This window comes from Rhizobium deserti, from assembly GCF_004358025.1.
Classification (GTDB): domain Bacteria; phylum Pseudomonadota; class Alphaproteobacteria; order Rhizobiales; family Rhizobiaceae; genus Neorhizobium; species Neorhizobium deserti.
This window is the reverse complement of record NZ_SMTL01000005.1, coordinates 232,886-254,168: the sequence shown is the minus strand read 5'-3', so window position 1 is coordinate 254,168 and position 21,283 is coordinate 232,886. Positions and strand designations below refer to the sequence as shown.

The following is a 21,283-nucleotide window of genomic DNA, read 5'->3' as shown; positions in this document are numbered from 1 at the left end:
GCTTGTCGCCGCCTTTGCCTCGCATTCGTCATTATAACGCCCGCCGGAGTAGCCCTGGATGGCCTATCGTCCCATGCTGGAAATCGTCGCGCTTGAAAAGCGCTTCGGCTCCAACACCGTCCTGAAGAACATCGACCTCAAGGTGGCCGGCGGCGAACTTGTTTTCGTGATCGGACCCTCAGGCTCCGGCAAGAGCACTATGCTGCGCTGCTGCAACCGTCTTGAAGAGCCGACTTCCGGAGATATCATCCTCGATGGCCGCAACATCATGTCCGGCACCAGTCGAGACCTGAACCGCATGCGCCTGCAGGTCGGCATGGTTTTCCAGGGATTTCATCTCTATCCGCATATGAGCGTGCTGAAGAACGTTACGCTGGCGCAGCGCAAGGCATTGAAGCGCAGCAAGCCGGACGCCGATGCGCGCGCCATGGATATGCTAGAGCGGGTCGGCCTTGCTCACAAGGCCAACGCCTATCCCGCCGAACTCTCAGGCGGTCAGCAGCAGCGCGTCGCTATTGCCCGCGCCTTGGCCCTTGATCCCAAGGTCATGCTGTTCGACGAACCCACCTCGGCGCTCGATCCCGAGCTTGTCGGCTCCGTGCTGAAGGTGATGAAGGACCTGAAATCCAAGGGCATGACCATGCTCGTCGTCAGCCACGAAATGGCATTCGCCCGCGAAACTGCCGATCGCGTCGTGTTCATGGATGGTGGCGTTGTCGTCGAAGAGGGTAAACCCGAGGAGATTTTCGGGGCGCCCAAGGCTGAGCGCACCCGCACGTTCTTGTCGCGTGTATCGAGCTGAGGCGGGCATGGATCGCTTTCTCGACACCTTCTTCAACCCCGTCGTCATGGCGAAATATGCGCCGGACGTGATAGGCGGCATGGGTGTGACCCTCACCATCGCCGCAGCTGTCATCTTCGCCGGCATCGGCTTGGGTCTCGCCCTCGCCTGCCTTCGCGCCTATGGCCTGACGATCCTCAACTTCTTCATCATCTGTTATGCCGACATCTTCCGGTCCCTGCCGCCTTTGGTGCTGATCCTGATCCTGTATTTCGGCTTCCCATCGATCGGCATCAGGCTGTCCGGCCCGATGGTTCTCTTCGTTGTGCTGTCGCTGACGCTTGCAGCCTTCGCTGAGGAAATCTTCTGGGCCGGGTTCTCGTCGGTGGAAAAGGGGCAGTGGGAAGCCGGGATAGCCACCGGCCTCGGCTTTACGCGCACGCTCGCCTATGTGGCATTGCCGCAAGCGGTGCGACTCGCCATGCCGCCGCTCGTCAATCGTGTTCTGGCGATCACCAAGATGACAGCGCTCGGCTCGGCGATCGGCGTTGCGGAAATCCTCTCCACCTCGACCACCGCGCAAAGTTTCTCGGGAAGCGCCACACCGCTGACGCTATCGGTCATCGCCTATCTGGTGATCTTCCTGCCCATGGTGGTGTTTGCCCGCTGGCTGGAAAGAAACAGCGCCTGGAAGAGCCGATAGGAGCCGGACATGGACATTTTCCTCGACCAGTTCTTCAACCTCGCGATCATGACAAAGGTCTTTCCGCTGCTCCTGAAGGGTCTGTGGATGACCGTCAAGCTCTGCATTGCCGTCATCCTGCTCGGCCTTGTCGGCGGTTTGTTCGTGGCACTCGGCAACTTAAGCCCCCAGCGCTGGGTGCGATGGCCCACCGTCGTTTATACCGATGTGTTTCGCGCGCTGCCGCCGCTGGTTCTGTTGATCTTCATCTATTCCGGGCTGCCCTTCGCCGGCATCAAGGTCTCGCCGTTCACGGCCGTGGTTATCGCATTCCTGCTCAACAACTCCTCCTACTACGCCGAGGTCTACCGCGCCGGGCTGATTTCCGTCGCCAAGGGGCAGTGGGAGGCGGCGGCCTCGACAGGCCTCAGCCGCAGCCAGGTCCTCACCTATGTCGTGCTGCCGCAGGCGGTGCGCAATGTGCTGCCGGACCTGCTGTCGAACACGGTGGAAGTGGTCAAGCTCACCTCGCTCGCCTCTGTGATCTCGTTGTCGGAACTTCTCTACAGCGCCGACATGGCCCGATCCGTCACCTATAACGCGTCACCGTTGGTTCTGGCGGCGCTGTTCTACCTCGTGCTGTTGTGGCCGCTGGTGCGCCTCGTCAGCCATTTCCAGCGGCGTCTCGCCGCCTGATCGTCTCGAAAGGATTTTTGCCATGACCGTCATGAAGATCGCAGGCGCCCAACTCGGCGCCATCCAGCGCGCCGACAGCCGTGAAAGCGTCGTCAAGCGCATGATCGCCCTGCTCGACGAGGCGGCCTCCAAGGGCGCCGACATGGTCGTCTATCCGGAACTGGCGCTGACCACCTTTTTTCCGCGTTGGTATATGGAAGACCAAGCGGAAATCGATTTCTGGTTCGAGACCGAAATGCCGAACGCAGCCACGCAGCCGCTCTTTGACCGCGCCCGCGCGCTGAATATTGCCATCACCTTCGGTTATGCGGAAAAGACGCCGGACGGCCATTATTACAACACCTCCGTCGTCACCGATCGGCAGGCCAACATCGTCGGCAAATACCGCAAGGTTCACCTGCCGGGCCACTCGGACTACGACACCGAACGCGCCTTCCAGCATCTGGAAAAGCGCTATTTCGAGCCCGGGGATCTTGGCTTCAACGTCTGGCGCAACGAAGGTGTCGTGATGGGCATGGCGATCTGCAACGACCGCCGCTGGCCGGAAACCTTCCGTGTCCTCGGCTTACAAGGCGTCGAGCTGGTAACGATCGGCTATAATACGCCGGCAGTAAACTCGCAGATGAATACCGAGGGCCTGGAGAAGCGGCTGTTCCATTCGGACCTGTCGCTGCAGGCCGGCGCCTACCAGAACGCGACCTATGTGGCCGGCATTGCGAAGGCCGGCATGGAGGACGGCCATCCGCTGATGGGCGGTTCGATCATCGTCGATCCGGACGGCTTTGTGCTGTCCCGCGCGGTGACCGAGGCAGACGAACTGATCATTGCCGAATGCGATTTCGCCAAATGCGCCTTCGGCAAATCCACCATCTTCGATTTCGAGCGGCATCGCCGCATCGAGCATTACGGCCGCATCACGTCGCAGGTCGGCGTGATCCTGGAAGTGTGAGAGCATGGGCATGACCGAGTTCGATACCGTCATCCACGGTGGCCGTGTCGCCACCGCCTCCGACCTCTTCGATGCCGATATCGGCATCATCGACGGCCGTATCGCAGCGATCAACGAGAACATCGCCGGCGGCGGGCGCCGCATCGACGCAACTGGAAAGCTGGTCATGCCGGGCGGCATCGAGGCGCATGCTCATATCGCCCAGGAAAGTTCTGCCGGCCTGATGACCGCCGACGATTATTATTCCGGTTCGGTCTCGGCGGCATTCGGCGGCAATTCCAGCTTCATTCCGTTTGCCGCACAGCATCGGGGCCAATCGATCGCTGACGTCATCGCCACCTATGACGGCCGCGCCGCGCCCAATTCGGTACTAGATTATTCCTACCACCTGATCATCTCGGATCCCTCGGCCTCGGTGCTCGAGGAATTGCCGGGCGTGTTTGCCCGCGGCATCACCTCGTTCAAGGTGTTCATGACCTACGACCTGATGAATATCGGCGATGGCGGCATGCTCGATATCCTGACGGTGGCGAAACAGCATGGCGCGCTGACCATGGTGCATGCCGAAAACAACGACATGCTCAAATGGATGAACAAGCGGTTCGCCGCCGCCGGCCTCACCGCGCCAAAATATCATGCGGTGAGCCGGCCGGAACTGGCCGAGGAGGAGGCGATCAACCGCGCCGTGTCGCTGGCGAAGCTGGTGGACGCGCCGCTGTTCATCGTCCACGTCTCGACATCAGGCGGTGCCGCCATTGTGCAACGGGAAAAGCTGGCCGGCACAAAACTGTTTGCCGAAACCTGCCCGCAATATCTGGCGCTCACTCGCGACGATCTCGACCGCCCCGGCATGGAAGGCGCGAAGTTCATCTGCTCGCCGCCGGTGCGCGACAAGGCGACCCAGGATGCCCTGTGGCGTCACGTGCAGTCGGGCACGTTTGAAAGCGTGTCGTCCGACCACGCGCCCTATCGCTTTGACGCTACCGGAAAATTTGCGAACGGCGCCGACGCACCCTATCCGAAGATCGCCAACGGCATGCCCGGTATCGCCATGCGGCTGCCCTACCTGTTTTCCGAGGGCGTCGTCAAAGGCCGCATCACACTGCAGCAGTTCGTGTCGCTGTCGAGCACCGGCGCCGCAAAAACGTTCGGCATGGCAAAGAAGGGCGCGATCGCCCCAGGCTTCGATGCTGATATCGCCATCTGGGACCCGGAAGCGTGCCGTACCGCGACCCTCGCCGACCAGCATGACAACATGAACTATTCCCCCTTCGAGGGCATGCAGATCGAGGGGTGGCCGGTGCTGACCATGAACCGTGGCGATATCATCGTCGAGAATGGCGAGCTGAAGGCGGACCGCGGTCGCGGCCGCTTTGTCCCCCGCAAGCCGGTCGACCTAACGGGCAAGCCGGGCTACCGCGCCAAGGAACTCGACCCGGCCCAGAATTTCGGCGCGGAGATTGCTCCATGAGTGGCCCGATCCTCGTCATCAACCCGAACAGTTCCGAGGAGGTCACGCAAGGCCTACGGGACGCCTTATCCGGCATGATGTTTCCGGGTGACCCGGAAATCGAATGCGTGACGATCAAGGAAAGTCCGCTCGGCATCATGAGCCAGCGCGACGTCGATGAAGCCGGTTTACGCACCGGCGCATTGATCGAAAGCCGGCCGGATGCCTCGGCCTATGTGCTCGCCTGTTATTCCCAGCCAGGCCTCGACCTCGCCCGCTCTCTAACGGCAGCACCGGTCTACGGCATTCAAGATGCGGGCGTCCTCAGCGCATTGGCCGTCGCCGATCTGTTCGGTGTCATCGCCGTGGCGGAAATCTCCATTCCCCGGCACCTGCGCAATCTGCGCAGGCTTGGCGTCGAGGGCCGTTTGGCGGGCGAAGTGGCGCTTGACGGCACGATCAGCGTTGCCCAAAGCGGCCATGGCGAAGAGAGCTATAGCGCTTTAGTCAAGGCCGGTGCGAAGCTTCGTCAGATGGGCGCCGGCGCAATTGTGCTTGGTTGTGCCGGGATGTCCGGTCACCGGCTGCGGCTGGAAAGACAACTGGGCGTGCGGGTGATCGATCCTACCCAGGCGGCCGTCGCCATGGCACTTGGCGGCCTGTTGTCGCAAAAACCATGACCGAGCCCGAGCAGAAACCCGATATTTCGTTGCGTCTCCTGGAGATTTTCGGGGCGATGATGCGATGCGATACCACGGTCGAGGCGGCGGAACAGCTCGGCATATCGCAGCCAGCCGTCTCGAACGGCATCCGGCAGCTCGAAAGCCAGCTCGGCGTTACACTCTTCGAACGCCTGCATCGGCGCCTCGAGCCGACCGAAGAGGCTATGCTGCTGTTCGAGGATGTACGGCCGGTCTTCAGCATGCTGCGCAATTTTTCAGCTCGCGCCCGCGCCATGCGTCACGGCACATCGGGACGCCTGAGGATCATGTCGACACCGCCGCTCGGCAACACGGTCGCGCCTGTGGCGCTGGCACGCTTTCTCAAGGATCGGCGGGATGTTTCCGTTGCTTATGATGTGCGCCGCCTCGAACACGTTATCGACGCCGTGCAGAACGGAGCGGCAGATATTGGCTTTGGTCTTGCGCTCGAGCGGCACCCTTCCGTCAATATCGAGACCCTTGCCCGCACCCATATGGTTGCCGTGGCCCTGAAGGAGCACGCCCTTGCGGCCAAGAATGAAGTGGCCGTCGGGGATCTTGTCGAACATGGCTTCATAGGCTTGGAAGCCGAATCTCGCATGGGCCAGATGTTGCGAAATGCCTTTGAGCGGGACGGCGCGCCTTATGAGCCGCGCGTCGAGGTACGCTATTGCGCAACCGCAGCCCTGCTGGCCAGTGCCGGCGTGGGCGCGGCCGTGGTCGATCCCTACAGCGCCATGCAGCAGTTTTCGCACGGCCTCGTGCAGCGGCCGTTCCAGCCGCCCTGCGAGGTGGCGGCGGTGATGATCACCCGCAAAGGCGTACCGCGGTCGCGCCTGCTGCACGGCTTCATTGCCGAAATGAAACGAGCGATCAGCGAGGCTGCCATCGTCACTTAAGGCGCTGAACCGACGTAATTCCCAATTGATAGCCGAATTTGAATATAACGAGGAAAATAGCTTGAACCGAATTGTTTATCTTAACGGCGAATGGCTTGCCGAGGCCGGTGCCAAAGTCTCCATCTTCGACCGCGGCTTCCTGTTCGCCGACGCCATCTACGAAGTAACCGGCGTTGTCGATGGCAAATTGGTGGACTACGCCGGCCATGCCGCCAGACTGCAGCGGTCGATTGCGGAACTTGGCATCGCCTGCCCGTTGACTGCCGAGCAACTCCTCGACGTCCACCGGGAAATCGTCAGCCGCAACGCGCTGATGGAGGGTCTGATCTACCTGCAAATTTCCCGCGGCGCCGCAGATCGTGATTTCGCTTTCCCCAAAGACGCGATCCCGACGCTGACCCTGTTCACGCAGGCGAAATCGGTACTCGACAATCCGAAGGTGGCGACGGGCATGGCCGTGGCACTGCTGCCCGATCAACGCTGGAAAAGGCGCGACATCAAGACGGTTCAGCTTCTCTACCCGTCGATGGCAAAGATGCAGGCAATGTCGCAGGGAGCGGACGACGCCTGGCTGGTCGAGGATGGCTTCGTGACGGAAGCGACTTCCGCCACGGCCCATATCATCAACCGTGACGGCAAGCTGGTGACGCGCGGCCTGTCGACGGCCATCCTGCACGGCATTACCCGCGCCAGTATCCTTGAGATCGCCGAGGCGGCCGGTATTCCGTTCGAGGAACGCGCCTTTACACCCGACGAGGCAAAGGATGCCGCCGAGGCCTTCATCACGTCGGCGACGAGCTTCGTTCTGCCGGTAACGGCCATCGACGGACAGCCTGTGGGTGATGGCAGGCCGGGTCCACTCACCTTGCGCCTTCGCGAGCTCTATATTCGCGACAAGATGGCAAGCGCAATCTGAACTTATCTCAGCGCTGCGGCTCAGCTGGGGCTGGACCGATAACGTGGAGACCAACCGAGACCGTCACGTCATATTGACGCTTTCGCGGCAGCGGCCTAGTGCAGACTCAATGACAGGCAGTGAAGGCAGAGCATTGTATGAAGTTGGAAAGAGCTGAAATCAGCAGTCGCGCAGCGGCCGCGTCCAGAAGCGGTATTGGCGAAATTGTCGCTTATGCAAGGGGTCGGGAAAACCTGATGCCGCTTTGGATCGGCGAAGGCGACCTGCCGACGCCCGACTTCATCACCAATGCAGCCAGCGCCGCTCTTGCGGGCGGCGAAACCTTCTATACCTGGACGCAGGGTATTCCCGAACTGCGACAAGCGATCTTACGATATTATCAGAGGCATTATTCGGCCGAACTTTCAGTCGAAAATATCTATGTCACCGGCTCCGGCATGCAGTCGATCGTGCTCGCCATTCAAACGGTTGCCTCGTCCGGGGATGAGATCGTTTATCTTTCCCCGGCATGGCCGAACGTCGTTAGCGCGATCGGTGTGGCGGAAGCCAAGGCCATACCGGTTGTTCTTGATTTCATCGAGGGTCACTGGTCGCTGGACGTCCAAAAGCTGGAAGATGCCATTACGCCGAGAACAACGGCGCTTTTCATCAACTCGCCATCAAACCCGACGGGATGGACGGCCTGTCAGGAGGACCTTCAGGCTGTTCTTGCACTGGCCCGCCGACACAGTCTGTGGATCATCGCCGACGAAATCTACGGACTGTACACTTTTAACGGCAATCGGGCGTCGTCTTTCATGGATATCATGGAACCGGACGACCGCATCATCTTCGCCAATTCGTTCTCCAAGAACTGGTGCATGACCGGCTGGCGGGTCGGCTGGATGGTTGCTCCGGCGGAAATCGGCCAGACCCTCACCAACCTCATCCAATATTCGACCTCTGGCGTGGCGCAGTTCATGCAGCGCGGCGCGATTGCCGCGCTCGATCACGGCGATGACTTTATCCAGACCAATATCGAGCGTGCACGCAAATCGCGGGACATCCTGTGCGACGCCCTGATCGCCACCAATCGCGTGGAAACATTGAAGCCGCCCGGTGCCCTCTATGCCTTTTTGACCATCGACGGCGTCACCGACAGCCGGGCGGAAGCCTTCAGTATCGTCGACAAGACGGGCGTCGGGCTCGCTCCGGGAACCGCATTCGGAGCCGGTGGGCAAGCCTTTATGCGCGCTTGTTTCCTGCGCGATCCTCGGCAGATAGAAGATGCCGCCGAGCGGCTCGCGGACTATATCCGCAAGCGATAGCAGCCCGAGCTCGTCGCGCAACTTCCTGTGAGCTCATCGAACCAAGCTTGTGACGCCCGCTATTCCGCGGCCTGCAGCTGGATCTGGCCATCCTGTTTCACAACCCGCACCGGCACCGATTTTGCCGCCGGCACCTTGCTCTGTTCCGCATGCTGCGCCAGCGGGATCAGAACGTTGCATTCAGGATAATAGGCGCCGCAGCAACCTTCAGGAATGTTGTAAGGAACAACCCTCAGACCGGGCCGTGAACGGGCCACGTTGTCGCTCGACGCCGTTTCCAGCGTCACTATATCGGCGTCGCGAAGCCCGAGCCGCGCCATGTCTGCAGGATTAAGGAAAACGATCATACGGGTGCCTTCCACTCCACGGAAACGGTCGCTATAGCCATAGACCGTCGTGTTGAACTGATCGTTGCTGCGCAGCGTGATAAGGCGGAGCACATCCTTGTCCGCGCCGTTGTCGAAGCTCGCCGACAGTGCTTTCGGAACCCTAAAATTGGCCTTTCCGGTTTCGGTCTTCCACTCTCGCTTGTTCGCCGACAACGGCTTTTCAAAGCCGCCAGGCGTCCACATGCGCTTGTTGAAGTCCTTGAAGATCTCCGGGTAGGTCGCTTCGATTGCATTGCGAACCTCCGAATAATCGGCCACCCAATCGTCCCAAGGCACCTGAGGATTGACAGGCAGACTCGCCTTGGCGATTTCGGCAACGATTTTCGGCTCCGACAGAAGGTGTTCACTGATCGGCCTCGCGCGACCTTTGGAGGCATGGAAGCATGCGGTGGAGTCTTCCATCGTTACCACCTGCAGGCCGGTTTCCTGCCGATCCACCTCGATGCGACCGAGGCAAGGCAGCAGATAGGCAACATCGCCGTTGAAGAGATGGCCTCGGTTGAGTTTGGTCGCCACTTGTACCGTCAAGCGCATGCGCGGCCAAGCTTCCTCCATGGGGCCGGTCTCCGGCACGGCACGCAGGAAATTTCCGCCCAGCCCGACAAAGGCGCGGACGTCGCCGCTGAGGATGCCGTAGCAGGCATCGACGGTGTTTAGCCCCTCTTCACGCGGCGGCTCGAAACCGTAGAGTTCCTTGAGCTTGTCGAGCGGAACGAGCTCCGGCTTTTCCGAAATGCCAACGGTGCGCTGTCCCTGTACATTGGAATGGCCGCGCACCGGACAGATCCCGGCGCCGGGCTTGCCGATATTGCCGCGCAGAAGCAGCAGATTGATCAATGTCTGAACTGAGGTAACGCCGTGCTTGTGTTGAGTGAGACCCATGCCGAAGACGCCCATCACGGCGTTTGCACGTGCGTAGATGGCGGCCGCCTCCTCCATTTCCTCGCGCTTCAAGCCCGATTCCGCTTCCAGCACGCCCCAGGACTGCTCATGACAGTAGGCGCGAAAATCATCAAATCCATGACAGTGCTCGGCAATGAAGGCATGGTCGAGAATGCCGCCTGAGGCCGCTTCCCGCTCGAACAAGGATTTGCAGATGCCGGTAATCGCAGCAATGTCGCCGCCTGCCTTGACCTGATAATAGCGATGGCTGATCCTGGTCTCCGAGCCTGTCAGCATCTCGGTGGGGCTCTGCGGATTGGTAAAGCGTTCCAGCCCCCGTTCCTTCAAGGGGTTGAAGGTGATGATGGTACAGCCGCGCTTCGCAGCCTCTTGCAGCTGGTGCAGCATGCGCGGGCTGTTCGACCCGGTATTCTGGCCAAAGAAGAAAATCGCGTCCGCGTGCTCGAAATCATCGAGCCGCACAGTACCGACCGGTTGTCCGATCACTTCCGGCAGCGCAACGGATGTGGTCTCGTGGCACATGTTGGAACTGTCGGGGAGATTGTTGTTGCCATACAGCCGTGCCAGGAGCTGATACATGTATGATGTTTCGAGGGACGCCCGGCCCGAGGCGTAAAAGACCACCTTCTTCGGATCGTCGGCGCGGATCGCCTTCAGCTCCCGACCGATTTCTTCGAAAGCGAGCTGCCAGGAAACCGGCTCGTAGATGTCGAGCAGATGGTCATAGCGCATCGGATGGGTCAGCCGTCCCACGGCCTCAAGGCTGTAATCATCCCAGCTCCGCAGTTCGGTCACCGTATGCGCGGCAAAGAAATCGGGTGTCGCTTTCTTGCTGGTCAGCTCCCAGATGGTCGCTTTGGCGCCATTCTCGCAAAACTCCGCAGGATGCGGCTTGGCGGGCTTTGCCCAGGCACAGCTGACGCAGGCAAACCCGGACTTTTTGTTCTGGTGCAGCAGGGCGTCGAGGGTAGAAAGCCGCACCTTGTTCTTCAGGGCATTCTTGAACAACGACTGGACCGAGCCCCAGCCGCCGGCAGGACCTTCATAGCGTTTAATACGGACATGAGAGCTCATGGAACGTTTCCATCCTGACGGTTCCGGACGCGCCGGCTTGCAAGACAGATAATCGGCTTCCAAGCCGTTAGTTCCGTTCAGAACGCCGCCTGGTAGATTGCCAGAGCATCTTCCTCTTTAACGATGCGCGGGTTGTTGACCAGCAGCCGCTGCTGCTTCATCGCATCGGCAGCCAGTGTCGGCAGATCGAGGCGCGCGACACCGACTTCTCGAAGGCGCTGCGGCAGGCCGAGGCGCGCCGAAAGGGCGGCAAGCTCCTCCACGAAAGCCGAGCAGCAAGCATGTTTGTCCTGCTCCCTTGCCAGCTGGGGAAAAGCATCCGCGGCGATCTCGGCATAGAGATGAGCGGCCTCGGTCGCATTGAAGCGCAGCACATGTGGCAATACGAGAGCATTGGAGAGCCCGTGTGGTACATGGAAGCGTCCGCCGATCGGGTAAGCCAGGGCGTGGACGGCGGCGACGGGTGAATTTGCAAAAGCCTGCCCTGCCAACATGGATCCCAGCAGCATGGCTCCGCGGCCCTCGATGCACGCGCCATCCCGCACCACGTTTTCAATATGCGCGCCGAGCAGTTGCAGCGCCTGGCGCGCCAGCATCTTGGAGACCGGGTTGTTGTTGATATTTGTGGAAGCATAGGCCTCGATGGCATGCACCATTGCGTCGAGACCCGTGGCAGCCGTGATGGCGGGGGGCAATCCGAGTGTGAGTTCCGGATCGAGCACGGCAAGGTCCGGGAGATTGAGGCTCGACGACACGCCGCGTTTCTCCTCTAGCCCTACAGTGATGATCGAAACCGGCGTCACTTCCGAGCCGGTCCCGGCCGTGGTGGGCACGAGAACGAGCGGCAGGCGCGGGCCCTTGGCATTGCCGACGCCCCAGGCAGCGTCGATATCCTCGCCGGAACCGAGCAGCAAGGCAGCCAGCTTGGCCACGTCCAGCGACGATCCGCCGCCAAAGCCGATCACGCCGGTCACTGCCTTTGCTCGACCAAGGTTCACGGCACGCATCAAGGTTTCCAATGACGGATCCGCCTCGACCTCGGCAAAGGTCTCGACACTGGCGCCGGACGCCAAAAGCGAAGCAAGCGCCGGTTCGCAAAGGCCCAGCTTCTGCAGTCCAGGATCAGTGACGAAAAGCACGGATGGCCCAAGAAGCTTGCCTATATGTGAGGCAAGTTCTCGAGCCGCACCCGCTTTAAACACAAGCGCCGGCGTCGTGTTGAAGATGAAGTCACGCATAATTCGGCCTCCCATCCGAGGCAGATGATCTAGCACCAAACGCAAACGCGGGCCACGGGCATGAACAGTTCCGAACGGCCGTTGACACCTGCGGCAATTTATACAACTGTACAAGACAGCAGAACAACCGAACGTTAAAGACAAGCATGCGCCCCAGCATCAGGGAAAACCTTTTGCAGAATGCCGTGACGCTGTTTTCCCGCAGCGGCTACAATGCCGTTTCCCTGCGCGACATTGCCAAGGCTTCAGGCGCAAATGTTGGGAGCCTCACCTACCATTTCGGCTCCAAAGCCAACCTCCTCAAGGAAATCTACGAGCGCCACACGCAGCCGATGAATGCGCGGCGCCGCGAGCTCCTGCGTGAAGCCTTGCGGATCAGCGATCGCGACGAGCGTCTGATGGCGGTACTAAGAGCCTATGTCATGCCCGCCTTTCTGTCGTCGTCGGCAGGAGACGGCGGCGGCGCCGAATTTACCCGCATGCGGGCGGTTCTGTCGGCTGAGGGCAATCCGGATGCGCAGGCCATCATTGCCGAAGCATTCGACGAAACCAGCCAGGCCTTCATCCGTGCCTTCGCAGACTGTATTCCCGGTGCGCCTTTGGATGGCCTCGTCTGGCGCAGCCAGTTTCTGCTCGGCTCGCTCTACTATGCCCTGATCAATCCCGAACGTGTCACCCGCTTATCGGGAGGAGCCGTCGACGGAAACGACCAGCAGGCTGCTGCGAACGCAATCGTCGAAGCAAGTTATTCCAGCTTCCGCAGCCTCTCGGCTGAGGCGATGCAGCCTGAAAGGGCAGGAAGCTTTGAAGGGGAGAGAGCATGAACGATCATCACGACCAAAGGCTGCAAGGCACTGAAAAGCGCCGGCCTGAATTCATCTTGCCGGCCGGCAGCTGCGATGCGCATTGCCACGTGTTCGGGCCGGGGAACGTCTTCCCCTATTCGGCAAGCCGCAGCTATACCCCCGAAGATGCACCCAAGGAGGCATTGGCCGCGCTCCACGACCGTGTTGGCGTTGAGCGAGCGGTGATCGTCCAGGCAAGCTGCCACGGAACCGACAATCGCGCCATGCTGGACGCCATCGCTTGGCGACCCGATCGCTATCGCGGCGTCGCCATCGTCGACGACAGCCTCGACGACAGGGGTTATCAGGAACTGGACGATGGTGGCGTGCGCGGCGTTCGCTTCAACTTCGTCCGCCACCTGGGCGGCGCGCCAGACATGGCTGTTTTCAACCGGGTGATCGACAGGATTGCCCAACGTGGCTGGCATGTCGTGCTGCATCTGGATGCAGCCGACATCGTGCCGCTCTCCGACATGATGACTCGCCTGCCGGTTCCTTTCGTGATCGATCACATGGGACGTGTCGATACGAGCCTCGGCAGCGAGCAACCGGCCTTCCAGGCACTGCTCGAACTCGTGCGCCGGGAAAACTGCTGGATCAAGGTTTGCGGCTCGGAGCGGATTTCCCGTTTTCCCTTCGATGCGGCCGTACCATTTGCACAGGCGCTGATCAAGGCAAGCCCGGAGCGAACTCTCTGGGGAACCGATTTCCCGCACCCGAACCTCAAGGAGTCGGTCGATGAAGCCGATCTCGTGGATCTGGTGCCGCGGCTGGCTGTCGATGAGGAGGATCGTCGGCGACTGCTCGTGGAAAATCCAGCGCGACTTTACGGTTTTGCCGCGTAATGCGGCTTGGAGGAGGAGGAAACATGCATCATCAAATGTTGGAGCTGCCGGCCCGCTCGCTTGGTCGGAGTCGCCGCTGGGGACCTGGACTCGGCTTAGCCCTGGCACTGGCATCAGTTTCTGTTTGGCCGGCAGGCGCTTTTGCACAAGAAGACTACCCTGCCCGCGACATCACGCTGGTTCTGCCATTCGGTCCTGGAGGCATTGCCGATATCACCGCCCGCGTGGTCGCCGATGCGGCTGGCAACAAGCTCGGCCGACAGATCGTCATCATGAACCAGCCGGGGGCTGGCGGCGCAACCGCGGCCCGGTCGGTCCTCAATGCGCCATCTGATGGCTATACGCTGGCACTGTTTTCCAATGGTACTGCGATCAGCGTGCCGCTTTTCAAGAAACTGGCTTTCGATCCCGTCAAGGATTTCACACCTGTTTCCAGCCTTGCTTATTTCGACTTCGTCTTCGTCACCAAAGCCGGCAGCAAGTTCAAGACGCTCGCTGACGTTTTAAGTGCTGCTCGTGCCGAGCCGGGTGCGCTCAACGTGGGTACGATCAATGTCGGCAGCAGCCAAAACTTGGCCGCCGAGCTTTTCAAGTCCGCGTCAGGCATCGACTTCACCATCGTTCCCTATAAGGCGACGCCCGATCTTCTGGTTGCGCTTCTCGGCGACGAACTCGATATCATCATCGACAGCCACACGGCATTGAAGGCTGCGTTGACTCAAGGCCAAGCCACCGCCGTCGCGTCTTCCGGCCCCAAGCGCTCAATGCTCTTGCCCGACATACCGACCGCCCAGGAACAAGGTGTCGAAGGTTTCGACGTCACCTCCTGGAACGCGATCTTCGCGCCGAGCGGAACGCCCCCGGAAGCGGTCAAGAAACTGAATGCAGCGCTTGTCGAGGTGCTAGCAGACCCGGCCATTCAAAAGCGCTTTGCAGAGCTGGGGGTTGAGGCACGATCCAGCACGCCCGAGGCAATCGGTCAGCGAATGGCGGACGACGTGAAGAAGTGGTCGGCGGTCATCGAGAAGGCCGGAATTGCCAAGCAATGATCCGGCCCGGCTGACTCGCAGTCTGCTACCCGCCTATACACCATCTGGCCCGCCCTCGCCCTTGAAGGGCAGTGGCGGGCTTCCTTCTCCGGCAGGAAGCGGTAAGCTTGCCCCCGTCGCGCAGCGGTCGGGCTCCTTGAGGCAGTGAGGAAGATCATTGGGGATCGAAGGCACCGCAGCTTAGTGTCGAACACCCTTCTCGACACCCAGATGCTGACCGAGAATGGCTTCGTCGGCTAGCAATTGAGCGCTGGTACCTTGAAAAACTACGGCACCACGATCGAGAATAACGGCGTCATCCGTCAACGGCAGCACTTTACGCGCCTTTTGCTCGATGATGATCGCCGACATCCCCTCCCCTTGGGTAATCCGCTGGATCGCCGCAAGCAATTCGTCGACTATGATCGGCGCCAGGCCTTCCGTCGGCTCGTCGAGCAGAAGCAGCTTAGGATTGACCATCAGCGCCCGACCGACCGCCAGCATCTGCTGTTCCCCGCCGGACAACTGGTTGCCGAGGTTCTTGCGCCGCTCCTTCAAGCGCGGGAACATGGAGTAGACCCGCTCCAGCGTCCACACGCCCGGTCTTGCGATGGCGGTCATGTTTTCCTCGACCGTCAGCGACTTGAATATGTTGCGCTCCTGCGGCACCCAACCGATGCCTGCGGCCGCGCGTCGGTCCGGTCGCAGCTTGGTGACGTCCCGGCCCATCAGATGGATGGAGCCGGCATGATGCGTGGTTACACCTGCCAACGTGTTCACGAACGTGGTCTTGCCCGTCCCGTTGCGGCCAAGCAAAGCAAGGGTCCGCCCCTCCTCTATCGTCAGGCTGATGCCGGCCAGCACACTTGCCTCGCCATAGCCTGCCACAAGGTTCTCGGTAGCGAGCACCGGCGTCATGCATTTTCTCCCAAGTACACGGCTTTGACCCGGGCATCCGCAGAGATTTCCGAGACCGAGCCCTCGGCGAAAACGGCTCCGGCGACGAGCACGGAAATTCGGCTGGCAAAGGAAAAGACCAGATCCATATCGTGTTCGATCAGGAGCACGGTAACGTCCTTGGGCAAGTCCGAAACGATCGACAGCACTTCATGCCGTTCGTCTTCCGGCACGCCGGCTGCCGGTTCGTCGAGCAGCAGGACGCGCGGCTTCGACGCAAAGGCGAGCGCGATCTCCAGAAGTCGCTGCTTGCCGTATGGCAGGATCACGGTCCGCTCGCCCATGATCGACGCGAGACCGAAACGGGCCAGCAATTCCGCCGCCTCTTCGACAATCTGGCCGTAACCGGCGATCGAGCTCCACAGATTGTGGCCGATGCCATTGCGCTCGGCGATGGCCAGGGTGACCGTTTCGAGCGGCGTGAAGCCGTTGAACAATTGGTTGATCTGGAAGGTACGCGTCAGGCCGCGCTTGACACGCTTGAAGGAGGCGAGCGATGTAATGTCATCACCTTCCAGAAAGACTTGTCCCTCGGACGGCGGGATCACTCCGGTCAGGAGATTGATCAAGGTCGTCTTGCCCGCCCCATTTGGGCCGATCAGGGCATGCCGGGCGCCGCGCTCGACCTTGAGGCTGACGTCATTGGTCGCGACAAAGGCACCAAAATTCCGCTTCAGCCCCCGGGTCTCAAGAACGAGATCGCTCATCGCCTGTCCTCCTTCTTGGAGAAACGCTCAGGCAGGTAACCGATCCAGCCGGTCAGCCTTTCGCGGCCGATGAGGACGAGGACGACGAGGATCAGGCCTATCCAGAACATCCAGTATTGCGGCGTCACCACGGAAAGCCAATCCTTGACCAGCGTGAACAGGACGGCCCCGAAGACGCCGCCGTAAAGATAGCCCGTGCCACCGATCGTCAGCACCATCAGCACGTCAGCGGAACGATGGAAGGCGAGCACGTCGGGCGAAACAAAGCTGGTCGTTTGTGCAAGAAGCGCGCCCGCAATGCCCGCGAACGCGGCGGCGATCGTGTAGATCGTCACGATGCGCTTGCGAGCGGGCACGGCAATCATGCCGGCACGCATGGGGTTGCTCTTGATGGCCTTCAAAGACAGGCCGAACGGCGAAAATGCGATGCGGCGCATGATCATGGTGCCTATAAAAAGGACCACCAGGCAGTAGACATAGCCGGTCTTTCCAAAAAGATCGAACTCGAACAACCCAAATATTGGATTGAGCGAGAAGCCGCTCAATCCGTCGGCGCCACCGGTCAGCCAGGCCATCTGGTTGGCTAGTTCGGCCATCATGAGGCCGATCCCAAGCGTCGTCATCAGCCGCGTCAGGTCGGAACCGCGCAGGATGAGAAAACTCGTTAGAAAGCCGAAGATGCCGGCAGCCAGCCCGGCAAGCACCAGCCCCGTGACCGGCTCGGCGACGTAATGAAGTGCCACGAGGCCGGCGATATAGGCACCTAGACCGAAGAAGGCTGCATGGCCGAGCGAAACGATACCGGCAAAGCCGAGAACCAGGTCAAGCGACACGGCAAACAGAGCCAGGATGGCGATTTCGGTCAGGATCAACATCTTCGAGGGAAGCAGGAAATAGGCGGCGATTGCCGCAAGCCAGATGACGACCTCGTAGAAGCGGATCCGGCTGCGCCGCTTCATCAGCTTGTCCGCTCGGCTATGCGCCGCCGCAGTGGAATGGGAAGCCATCATGTCGATATCCTGGGGAAGAACGCTCACCGGCCCGCTCCTCTGGAGAAGAGGCCGTTCGGCCGCAGGATCAGCATGATGATCATCAGCGCGTAGATGACGAAGGGGCCAATGGCGGGCACGTAATACTTGCCGGCGACATCGGCGACGCCCAGCAGCATGGCAGCCAGAAACGGACCCGAGACAGTTGATGTGCCCCCTACGGAAACTACGATCAAGAAGTAGATCATGAATTTCAACGGAAAATTTGGTTCAAGACCAAGGATTTCCGCGCCCATGGCTCCTCCGAGACCTGCAAGCCCCGATCCGAAGGCGAATGTCAGTGCGAAAACGACCGGGACATTGATGCCGAGCCCCATCGCCACCCGCCGGTCATCGACGGCAGCCCGAAGCCGGCTTCCGAACCGAGTTTTCGACAAGATCAACTGTAGCGCGAGCGCCAGCACGGCGCAGATGACGATGGTGAACAGCCTGTAGCGGCCGATCCCGACGCCGAACACATCCATGCGGCCGGAAAGCTCCGGCGGAAGATTGATGAGCTGCTGCTGGCCGCCCATGAAATAATCGGCCCCCGCCACAGCCATAAACACAATGCCGATGGAAAACAGCACCTGATCCAGATGATCGGCGCGATAAAGCCACTGATACAGTGTCCGCTCAAGGATCAGGCCGAGGATGGCTGTGATCAGGAAGGCGGCCGGCAGGCACCAGTAAAACGAGATGCCGTAACGGTTCATCATCACCACGGTGACATAGCCGCCGGTCATCGCAAAAGCGCCGTGGGCGAGGTTGATGAAATTCATCAGCCCGAGCGTCACCGTCAGGCCGCAGGCCAGTATGAACAGCAGCATGCCGTATGCCACGCCATCGAACAATATTGTCAGCATATGGGTCTTCTTCAGGAGTAACGGCCCACGCCTTGCGGCATGCGTTACCTAACGCATTTCACTTCACATCTCTTGTCCGCAGGGGCGGACTGCGCGGCGAGGAATGTAGAAGCAGGCTAGACGAAACTTCGCCTGCCTCCCATCATCTGCTCCGCTTCCCCTACTTGGCTTCAGCCTTTTCCGGATCCTTGAGTGCCGAGAAAGTTTGGAACTCCACATTATGGAGTTGGCCATTCACTTCCTTGACCTCGCGGATATAGATGTTCTGAATGATGTCGCGCGTTTCCGGATCGATGGAAACGGGACCGCGAGGACTGGTCCAGGACAGTCCCTTGACCGCCTCCATGAAGGCCGGACCCGACGCATCGCCCTTGGTCTTTTCCAGCGCATTGTAGATCAGCGCCATGCCGTCATAGCCTCCGACCGACATGAAGTTGGGGCGCATCTTGTTGTTGGCCTTTTCGAAGGCCTCGACATAGGCCTTGTTTTCCGGGCTGTCGTGAGATGTGGCATAGAAGTGACCGGTGATCGTGCCGATCGCCGGCTTGCCCATGCTGTTGAGGATGTCGTCATCCGTCACGTCGCCAGTCGCGATCAACTTAATGCCGGCATCGGCAAGACCGCGATCGGCGAACTGCTTCATGAACAGTGAACCGACCCCCGAAGGCAGAAATACGAAGACTGCATCAGGCTTTGCATCGCGGACGCGCTGCAGGAATGGCGCAAAGTCGGGGTTCTGCAGCGGGATACGCACTGCCTCAGCGATCTCGCCGCCCTTCGCCTTGAATTCCTTGGTGAACCATTTTTCCGCATCGACGCCCGGGCCGTAATCCGAGACTAGCGTGACGACCTTTTTGATGCCGTTCTGGCTCGCCCAGGTTCCGACCGGCACGGAATATTGCGGCAGGGTCCCCGAGGTCCGGGTTATAAAAGGGGAAGCCTTGGTAATGGCCGCGGTTCCTGCCGCCATGACCACGGTCGGGATTTTTGCCTGCGTGGCAACTGGCGCGACTGCCATGGCAAGTGGGGTCAATCCAAAGCCTGCCAGCACTTTCGTACCCTCATTGACCACCAGTTCCTGCGCGATGCGTCGCGTCTGGTCTGCAACGCCGCCATCGTCGCGGATGATCAGCTCGATCTTCTTGCCGCCCGCCGTATCACCCTTCGCCGCGATGAAGGCCTTGGCGCCCGCCGAGACCTGACGGCCGGTCGACGCGAACGGCCCGGTCATTGGCAGGATGAGGCCGACCTTGACGACCTCCTGCGCAAACACCGGTACTGCATTCGTCAAGGTCATCGCCAATCCGGCAACGCCTAATAATAGTCCCTTCAGCATAAAAATCCTCCCATCCCAGATATTCACGTTACGATGCTGCTAATGCAGCGACAATTTCACGCGCGTCCTGCCATTTATCCTCTCCAGAGCACGTGCCACATCTCCTATAGCATCCTAGCCGTGCCTTTCGGTCAAGGTTTATCAGATCGCCTGGCCGCCCTATAAGTTTTGATTATAGCGCCTGTTGAAAGCTACGGCTTGCTTGCGTGGGCAAGAGACTGAGAAACGCCCGTTGTGCGGGGGTCGGCATCCAGTCTTTTCTCAACACTACCCCTATTGGTCTTGATGTATGTTCGAGGTCGAACGGCAGGGACCGCATCAAGCCGCGGGCGATCTCTGCCTCCGCCTGGAGGCGGGACGTACAGCCCAAGTGGTCGCTGGTGTCCAGCAGTTCGCGCATCAGGATGAGCGAACCGGTTTCGACAACACTCTTGGGCGGCTCCAAACCCGCATTTTCAAACAAGCTCTCGAAATAGCGGCGGATCGGCGTACCGCGCGGGGAAACGACCCAGGGGAAGCGAGTCAGCTCCTCAATCGTTATCTGCGTCCTCCCGCTCAAGGGATGACGGGCGCCGAAAACCAGGACCACCGTGTCGGAAAACAGCACCCGCTGCTCGACATCGGCAACTGTTGGCGGATCGCGAAGCGCGCCAATCAGAAAATCGAGCTCGCCTCGCCTCAGGGCTGTCAGCAGATCTCCATAGGGCCCTTCCTTGATCTGGATCGGAAGGTTCGGTCGAAACCGGCGAAAATCGGCTATGGCCCTTGGAAGAACGAAGGATTTGGCAAGCGGCGTTGCACCGATAACGATCTCGCCGACTTCCGCGGAGGTAAGTTCGGCAAGATCGGCATCTGCCTGGGTGAGCTCTACAAAGGCTAGCCGCGCCGCCTGCGAAAGCGCATCTGCCGCACGTGTCGGCACCAGTCCTTGGGACGTCCGCTCGAACAATGTGCGGGCCGCCTCCTGTTCCAACTGGTTTACCGCGCGATAAACAGCAGGCTGGCTGATGCCCAGGCGCAGCGCAGCCAGGGTGAAGCTTTCGGTGTCGCGGACAGCGATCAGAGCGTTCAGCTGAGCGGTGGTCGCCGTTACCCGCAGACGCGGAGAGAGCTCTGACAGAGCGGGATCAAGATAGGCAAAGGCCCGGTTTACGCGCTTTGCCAGAATTTCACCGGCAGCGTTGGCATAGATGCGCTTCGGCGTCCTCGAAAAGAGCGGTAATCCGGTTGTGCCTTCTATCTTGCCAAGCGCCTGGGTCACCGCCGGCTGCGACACAAAACAGAGCTCGGCCGCCTTGGTGACCGAACCTGCTTCGATCACGGCCAGAAATGCTCTGAGATGCCTGAGGCTGTGGCCCATAAGGCCTGCGGCCCGGCCGTTCGGCGAGTGGTTCATGCCGGTAGCCTCTTCGATAGATTTGATGCCGGTCTCGCCTCGGGAAAGAAAACGTGAAGCTGCTCATCATAAGAGCTTACCGAGATTCTCATTTGACTGCATTGATCCCTAAGCGCTCGGCGAGCGCCATTGTTTGGTGAAATGACCACGTCATGACCATCGTCTCCTTCTCCAAGGAGCTGCTCCCCCGGCGGTCTGCACTTTTGTTGAGACTGCCAAATCGGAGCATCACCATACAAGCATCACCATACAGAGGTGCGAGTTCCCGTTACAGGCAACTCGGGGCCTCG

Annotated in this window: 20 protein-coding genes; 12 read left to right on the top strand and 8 right to left on the bottom strand. The window is 60.2% G+C overall.

The genetic code is table 11. The features are described from left to right. Nucleotides 1-58 precede the first annotated feature (58 nt). The 9 genes from E2F50_RS18620 (at nt 59) to E2F50_RS18580 (ending at nt 8,381) form a co-directional block, all read left to right on the top strand. Entirely contained in the window at nt 59-802 is a 744-nt protein-coding gene (locus E2F50_RS18620) for an amino acid ABC transporter ATP-binding protein (protein ID WP_342635745.1), read from the top strand. A 7-nt stretch (nt 803-809) separates the two neighbouring features. Further along, entirely contained in the window at nt 810-1,484 is a 675-nt protein-coding gene (locus E2F50_RS18615; RefSeq protein ID WP_133317666.1) for an amino acid ABC transporter permease, read from the top strand. Between the two features lie 9 nt (nt 1,485-1,493). Then, entirely contained in the window at nt 1,494-2,159 is a 666-nt protein-coding gene (locus E2F50_RS18610) for an amino acid ABC transporter permease (RefSeq protein WP_133317665.1), read from the top strand. A 22-nt stretch (nt 2,160-2,181) separates the two neighbouring features. Then, nucleotides 2,182-3,108 (top strand): N-carbamoyl-D-amino-acid hydrolase, encoded by a 927-nt coding sequence (locus E2F50_RS18605; protein ID WP_133317664.1) that lies wholly within the window; start codon nt 2,182-2,184, stop codon nt 3,106-3,108. A gap of 10 nt (nt 3,109-3,118) precedes the next feature. Then, nucleotides 3,119-4,579 carry a dihydropyrimidinase gene (gene hydA / locus E2F50_RS18600; protein ID WP_133317663.1) on the top strand — a complete coding sequence of 487 codons (1,461 nt, stop codon included), beginning with the start codon at nt 3,119-3,121 and terminating at the stop codon, nt 4,577-4,579. Beyond that, nucleotides 4,576-5,238: an aspartate/glutamate racemase family protein gene (locus tag E2F50_RS18595; protein WP_133317662.1), complete on the top strand. Its 663-nt coding sequence runs from the start codon at nt 4,576-4,578 to the stop codon at nt 5,236-5,238. Before hydA ends, E2F50_RS18595 begins: the two co-directional genes overlap by 4 nt. Then, nucleotides 5,235-6,158 (top strand): LysR family transcriptional regulator, encoded by a 924-nt coding sequence (locus tag E2F50_RS18590; protein WP_133317661.1) that lies wholly within the window; start codon nt 5,235-5,237, stop codon nt 6,156-6,158. Before E2F50_RS18595 ends, E2F50_RS18590 begins: the two co-directional genes overlap by 4 nt. A gap of 61 nt (nt 6,159-6,219) precedes the next feature. Beyond that, nucleotides 6,220-7,074: a D-amino-acid transaminase gene (locus E2F50_RS18585; RefSeq protein ID WP_133317660.1), complete on the top strand. Its 855-nt coding sequence runs from the start codon at nt 6,220-6,222 to the stop codon at nt 7,072-7,074. 137 nt (nt 7,075-7,211) lie between these two features. Next, entirely contained in the window at nt 7,212-8,381 is a 1,170-nt protein-coding gene (locus E2F50_RS18580) for a pyridoxal phosphate-dependent aminotransferase (protein ID WP_133317659.1), read from the top strand. Between the two features lie 59 nt (nt 8,382-8,440). Here E2F50_RS18580 and E2F50_RS18575 read toward each other — a convergent pair whose 3' ends face one another. Next, a complete protein-coding gene (locus E2F50_RS18575) occupies nt 8,441-10,747 on the bottom strand; it encodes an FdhF/YdeP family oxidoreductase (protein WP_133317658.1) in 2,307 nt (768 codons plus the stop codon). Between the two features lie 77 nt (nt 10,748-10,824). Then, nucleotides 10,825-11,985 (bottom strand): iron-containing alcohol dehydrogenase, encoded by a 1,161-nt coding sequence (locus E2F50_RS18570; RefSeq protein ID WP_133317657.1) that lies wholly within the window; start codon nt 11,983-11,985, stop codon nt 10,825-10,827. A gap of 146 nt (nt 11,986-12,131) precedes the next feature. On the opposite strand from E2F50_RS18570, the gene E2F50_RS18565 reads away from it, so the two are divergent. From E2F50_RS18565 to E2F50_RS18555, 3 genes are read left to right on the top strand one after another with little or no spacing between them, the layout of a single operon-like run. Beyond that, nucleotides 12,132-12,809, top strand: a complete 678-nt coding sequence (locus tag E2F50_RS18565; protein WP_133317656.1) for a TetR/AcrR family transcriptional regulator — start codon at nt 12,132-12,134, stop codon at nt 12,807-12,809. Beyond that, entirely contained in the window at nt 12,806-13,675 is an 870-nt protein-coding gene (locus E2F50_RS18560; protein ID WP_133317655.1) for an amidohydrolase family protein, read from the top strand. The genes E2F50_RS18565 and E2F50_RS18560 overlap by 4 nt, the downstream gene beginning before the upstream one ends. Nucleotides 13,676-13,698: 23 nt before the next feature. Continuing rightward, nucleotides 13,699-14,724: a Bug family tripartite tricarboxylate transporter substrate binding protein gene (locus tag E2F50_RS18555; protein WP_245515467.1), complete on the top strand. Its 1,026-nt coding sequence runs from the start codon at nt 13,699-13,701 to the stop codon at nt 14,722-14,724. 180 nt (nt 14,725-14,904) lie between these two features. On the opposite strand, the gene E2F50_RS18550 is transcribed toward E2F50_RS18555, so the two are convergent. From E2F50_RS18550 to E2F50_RS18525, 6 genes are all read right to left on the bottom strand, one after another. Continuing rightward, nucleotides 14,905-15,621, bottom strand: coding sequence for an ABC transporter ATP-binding protein (locus E2F50_RS18550; RefSeq protein WP_133317654.1), 717 nt, complete (start codon nt 15,619-15,621; stop codon nt 14,905-14,907). Beyond that, nucleotides 15,618-16,367: an ABC transporter ATP-binding protein gene (locus tag E2F50_RS18545; protein ID WP_133317653.1), complete on the bottom strand. Its 750-nt coding sequence runs from the start codon at nt 16,365-16,367 to the stop codon at nt 15,618-15,620. The genes E2F50_RS18550 and E2F50_RS18545 overlap by 4 nt, the downstream gene beginning before the upstream one ends. After that, nucleotides 16,364-17,377, bottom strand: a complete 1,014-nt coding sequence (locus E2F50_RS18540; protein ID WP_425375398.1) for a branched-chain amino acid ABC transporter permease — start codon at nt 17,375-17,377, stop codon at nt 16,364-16,366. Before E2F50_RS18540 ends, E2F50_RS18545 begins: the two co-directional genes overlap by 4 nt. Before the next feature lie 23 nt (nt 17,378-17,400). Next, nucleotides 17,401-18,261 carry a branched-chain amino acid ABC transporter permease gene (locus E2F50_RS18535; protein ID WP_133317652.1) on the bottom strand — a complete coding sequence of 287 codons (861 nt, stop codon included), beginning with the start codon at nt 18,259-18,261 and terminating at the stop codon, nt 17,401-17,403. A 160-nt stretch (nt 18,262-18,421) separates the two neighbouring features. Continuing rightward, the gene (locus tag E2F50_RS18530; RefSeq protein WP_133317651.1) at nt 18,422-19,597 is read right to left on the bottom strand and encodes an ABC transporter substrate-binding protein; all 1,176 of its coding nucleotides are present in this window, start codon (nt 19,595-19,597) and stop codon (nt 18,422-18,424) included. Between the two features lie 172 nt (nt 19,598-19,769). After that, on the bottom strand, nt 19,770-20,993 hold the full coding sequence (locus E2F50_RS18525) for a LysR family transcriptional regulator (RefSeq protein ID WP_133317650.1): 1,224 nt from the start codon (nt 20,991-20,993) through the stop codon (nt 19,770-19,772). Nucleotides 20,994-21,283: the final 290 nt, after the last annotated feature.

Excerpts from the sequence above, each read along its gene's own strand:
- E2F50_RS18525 (WP_133317650.1), bottom strand. The coding sequence starts at position 20,993 with ATGAACCACTCGCCGAACGGCCGGGCCGCAGGCCTTATGGGCCACAGC.
- hydA (WP_133317663.1), top strand. The coding sequence starts at position 3,119 with ATGACCGAGTTCGATACCGTCATCCACGGTGGCCGTGTCGCCACCGCC.
- E2F50_RS18530 (WP_133317651.1), bottom strand. The coding sequence starts at position 19,597 with ATGCTGAAGGGACTATTATTAGGCGTTGCCGGATTGGCGATGACCTTG.
- E2F50_RS18575 (WP_133317658.1), bottom strand. The coding sequence starts at position 10,747 with ATGAGCTCTCATGTCCGTATTAAACGCTATGAAGGTCCTGCCGGCGGC.
- E2F50_RS18565 (WP_133317656.1), top strand. The coding sequence starts at position 12,132 with ATGCGCCCCAGCATCAGGGAAAACCTTTTGCAGAATGCCGTGACGCTG.
- E2F50_RS18540 (WP_425375398.1), bottom strand. The coding sequence starts at position 17,377 with ATGATGGCTTCCCATTCCACTGCGGCGGCGCATAGCCGAGCGGACAAG.
- E2F50_RS18610 (WP_133317665.1), top strand. The coding sequence starts at position 1,494 with ATGGACATTTTCCTCGACCAGTTCTTCAACCTCGCGATCATGACAAAG.
- E2F50_RS18595 (WP_133317662.1), top strand. The coding sequence starts at position 4,576 with ATGAGTGGCCCGATCCTCGTCATCAACCCGAACAGTTCCGAGGAGGTC.
- E2F50_RS18550 (WP_133317654.1), bottom strand. The coding sequence starts at position 15,621 with ATGACGCCGGTGCTCGCTACCGAGAACCTTGTGGCAGGCTATGGCGAG.
- E2F50_RS18580 (WP_133317659.1), top strand. The coding sequence starts at position 7,212 with ATGAAGTTGGAAAGAGCTGAAATCAGCAGTCGCGCAGCGGCCGCGTCC.
- E2F50_RS18605 (WP_133317664.1), top strand. The coding sequence starts at position 2,182 with ATGACCGTCATGAAGATCGCAGGCGCCCAACTCGGCGCCATCCAGCGC.
- E2F50_RS18620 (WP_342635745.1), top strand. The coding sequence starts at position 59 with ATGGCCTATCGTCCCATGCTGGAAATCGTCGCGCTTGAAAAGCGCTTC.
- E2F50_RS18535 (WP_133317652.1), bottom strand. The coding sequence starts at position 18,261 with ATGCTGACAATATTGTTCGATGGCGTGGCATACGGCATGCTGCTGTTC.
- E2F50_RS18545 (WP_133317653.1), bottom strand. The coding sequence starts at position 16,367 with ATGAGCGATCTCGTTCTTGAGACCCGGGGGCTGAAGCGGAATTTTGGT.
- E2F50_RS18570 (WP_133317657.1), bottom strand. The coding sequence starts at position 11,985 with ATGCGTGACTTCATCTTCAACACGACGCCGGCGCTTGTGTTTAAAGCG.
- E2F50_RS18560 (WP_133317655.1), top strand. The coding sequence starts at position 12,806 with ATGAACGATCATCACGACCAAAGGCTGCAAGGCACTGAAAAGCGCCGG.
- E2F50_RS18615 (WP_133317666.1), top strand. The coding sequence starts at position 810 with ATGGATCGCTTTCTCGACACCTTCTTCAACCCCGTCGTCATGGCGAAA.
- E2F50_RS18555 (WP_245515467.1), top strand. The coding sequence starts at position 13,699 with ATGCATCATCAAATGTTGGAGCTGCCGGCCCGCTCGCTTGGTCGGAGT.
- E2F50_RS18590 (WP_133317661.1), top strand. The coding sequence starts at position 5,235 with ATGACCGAGCCCGAGCAGAAACCCGATATTTCGTTGCGTCTCCTGGAG.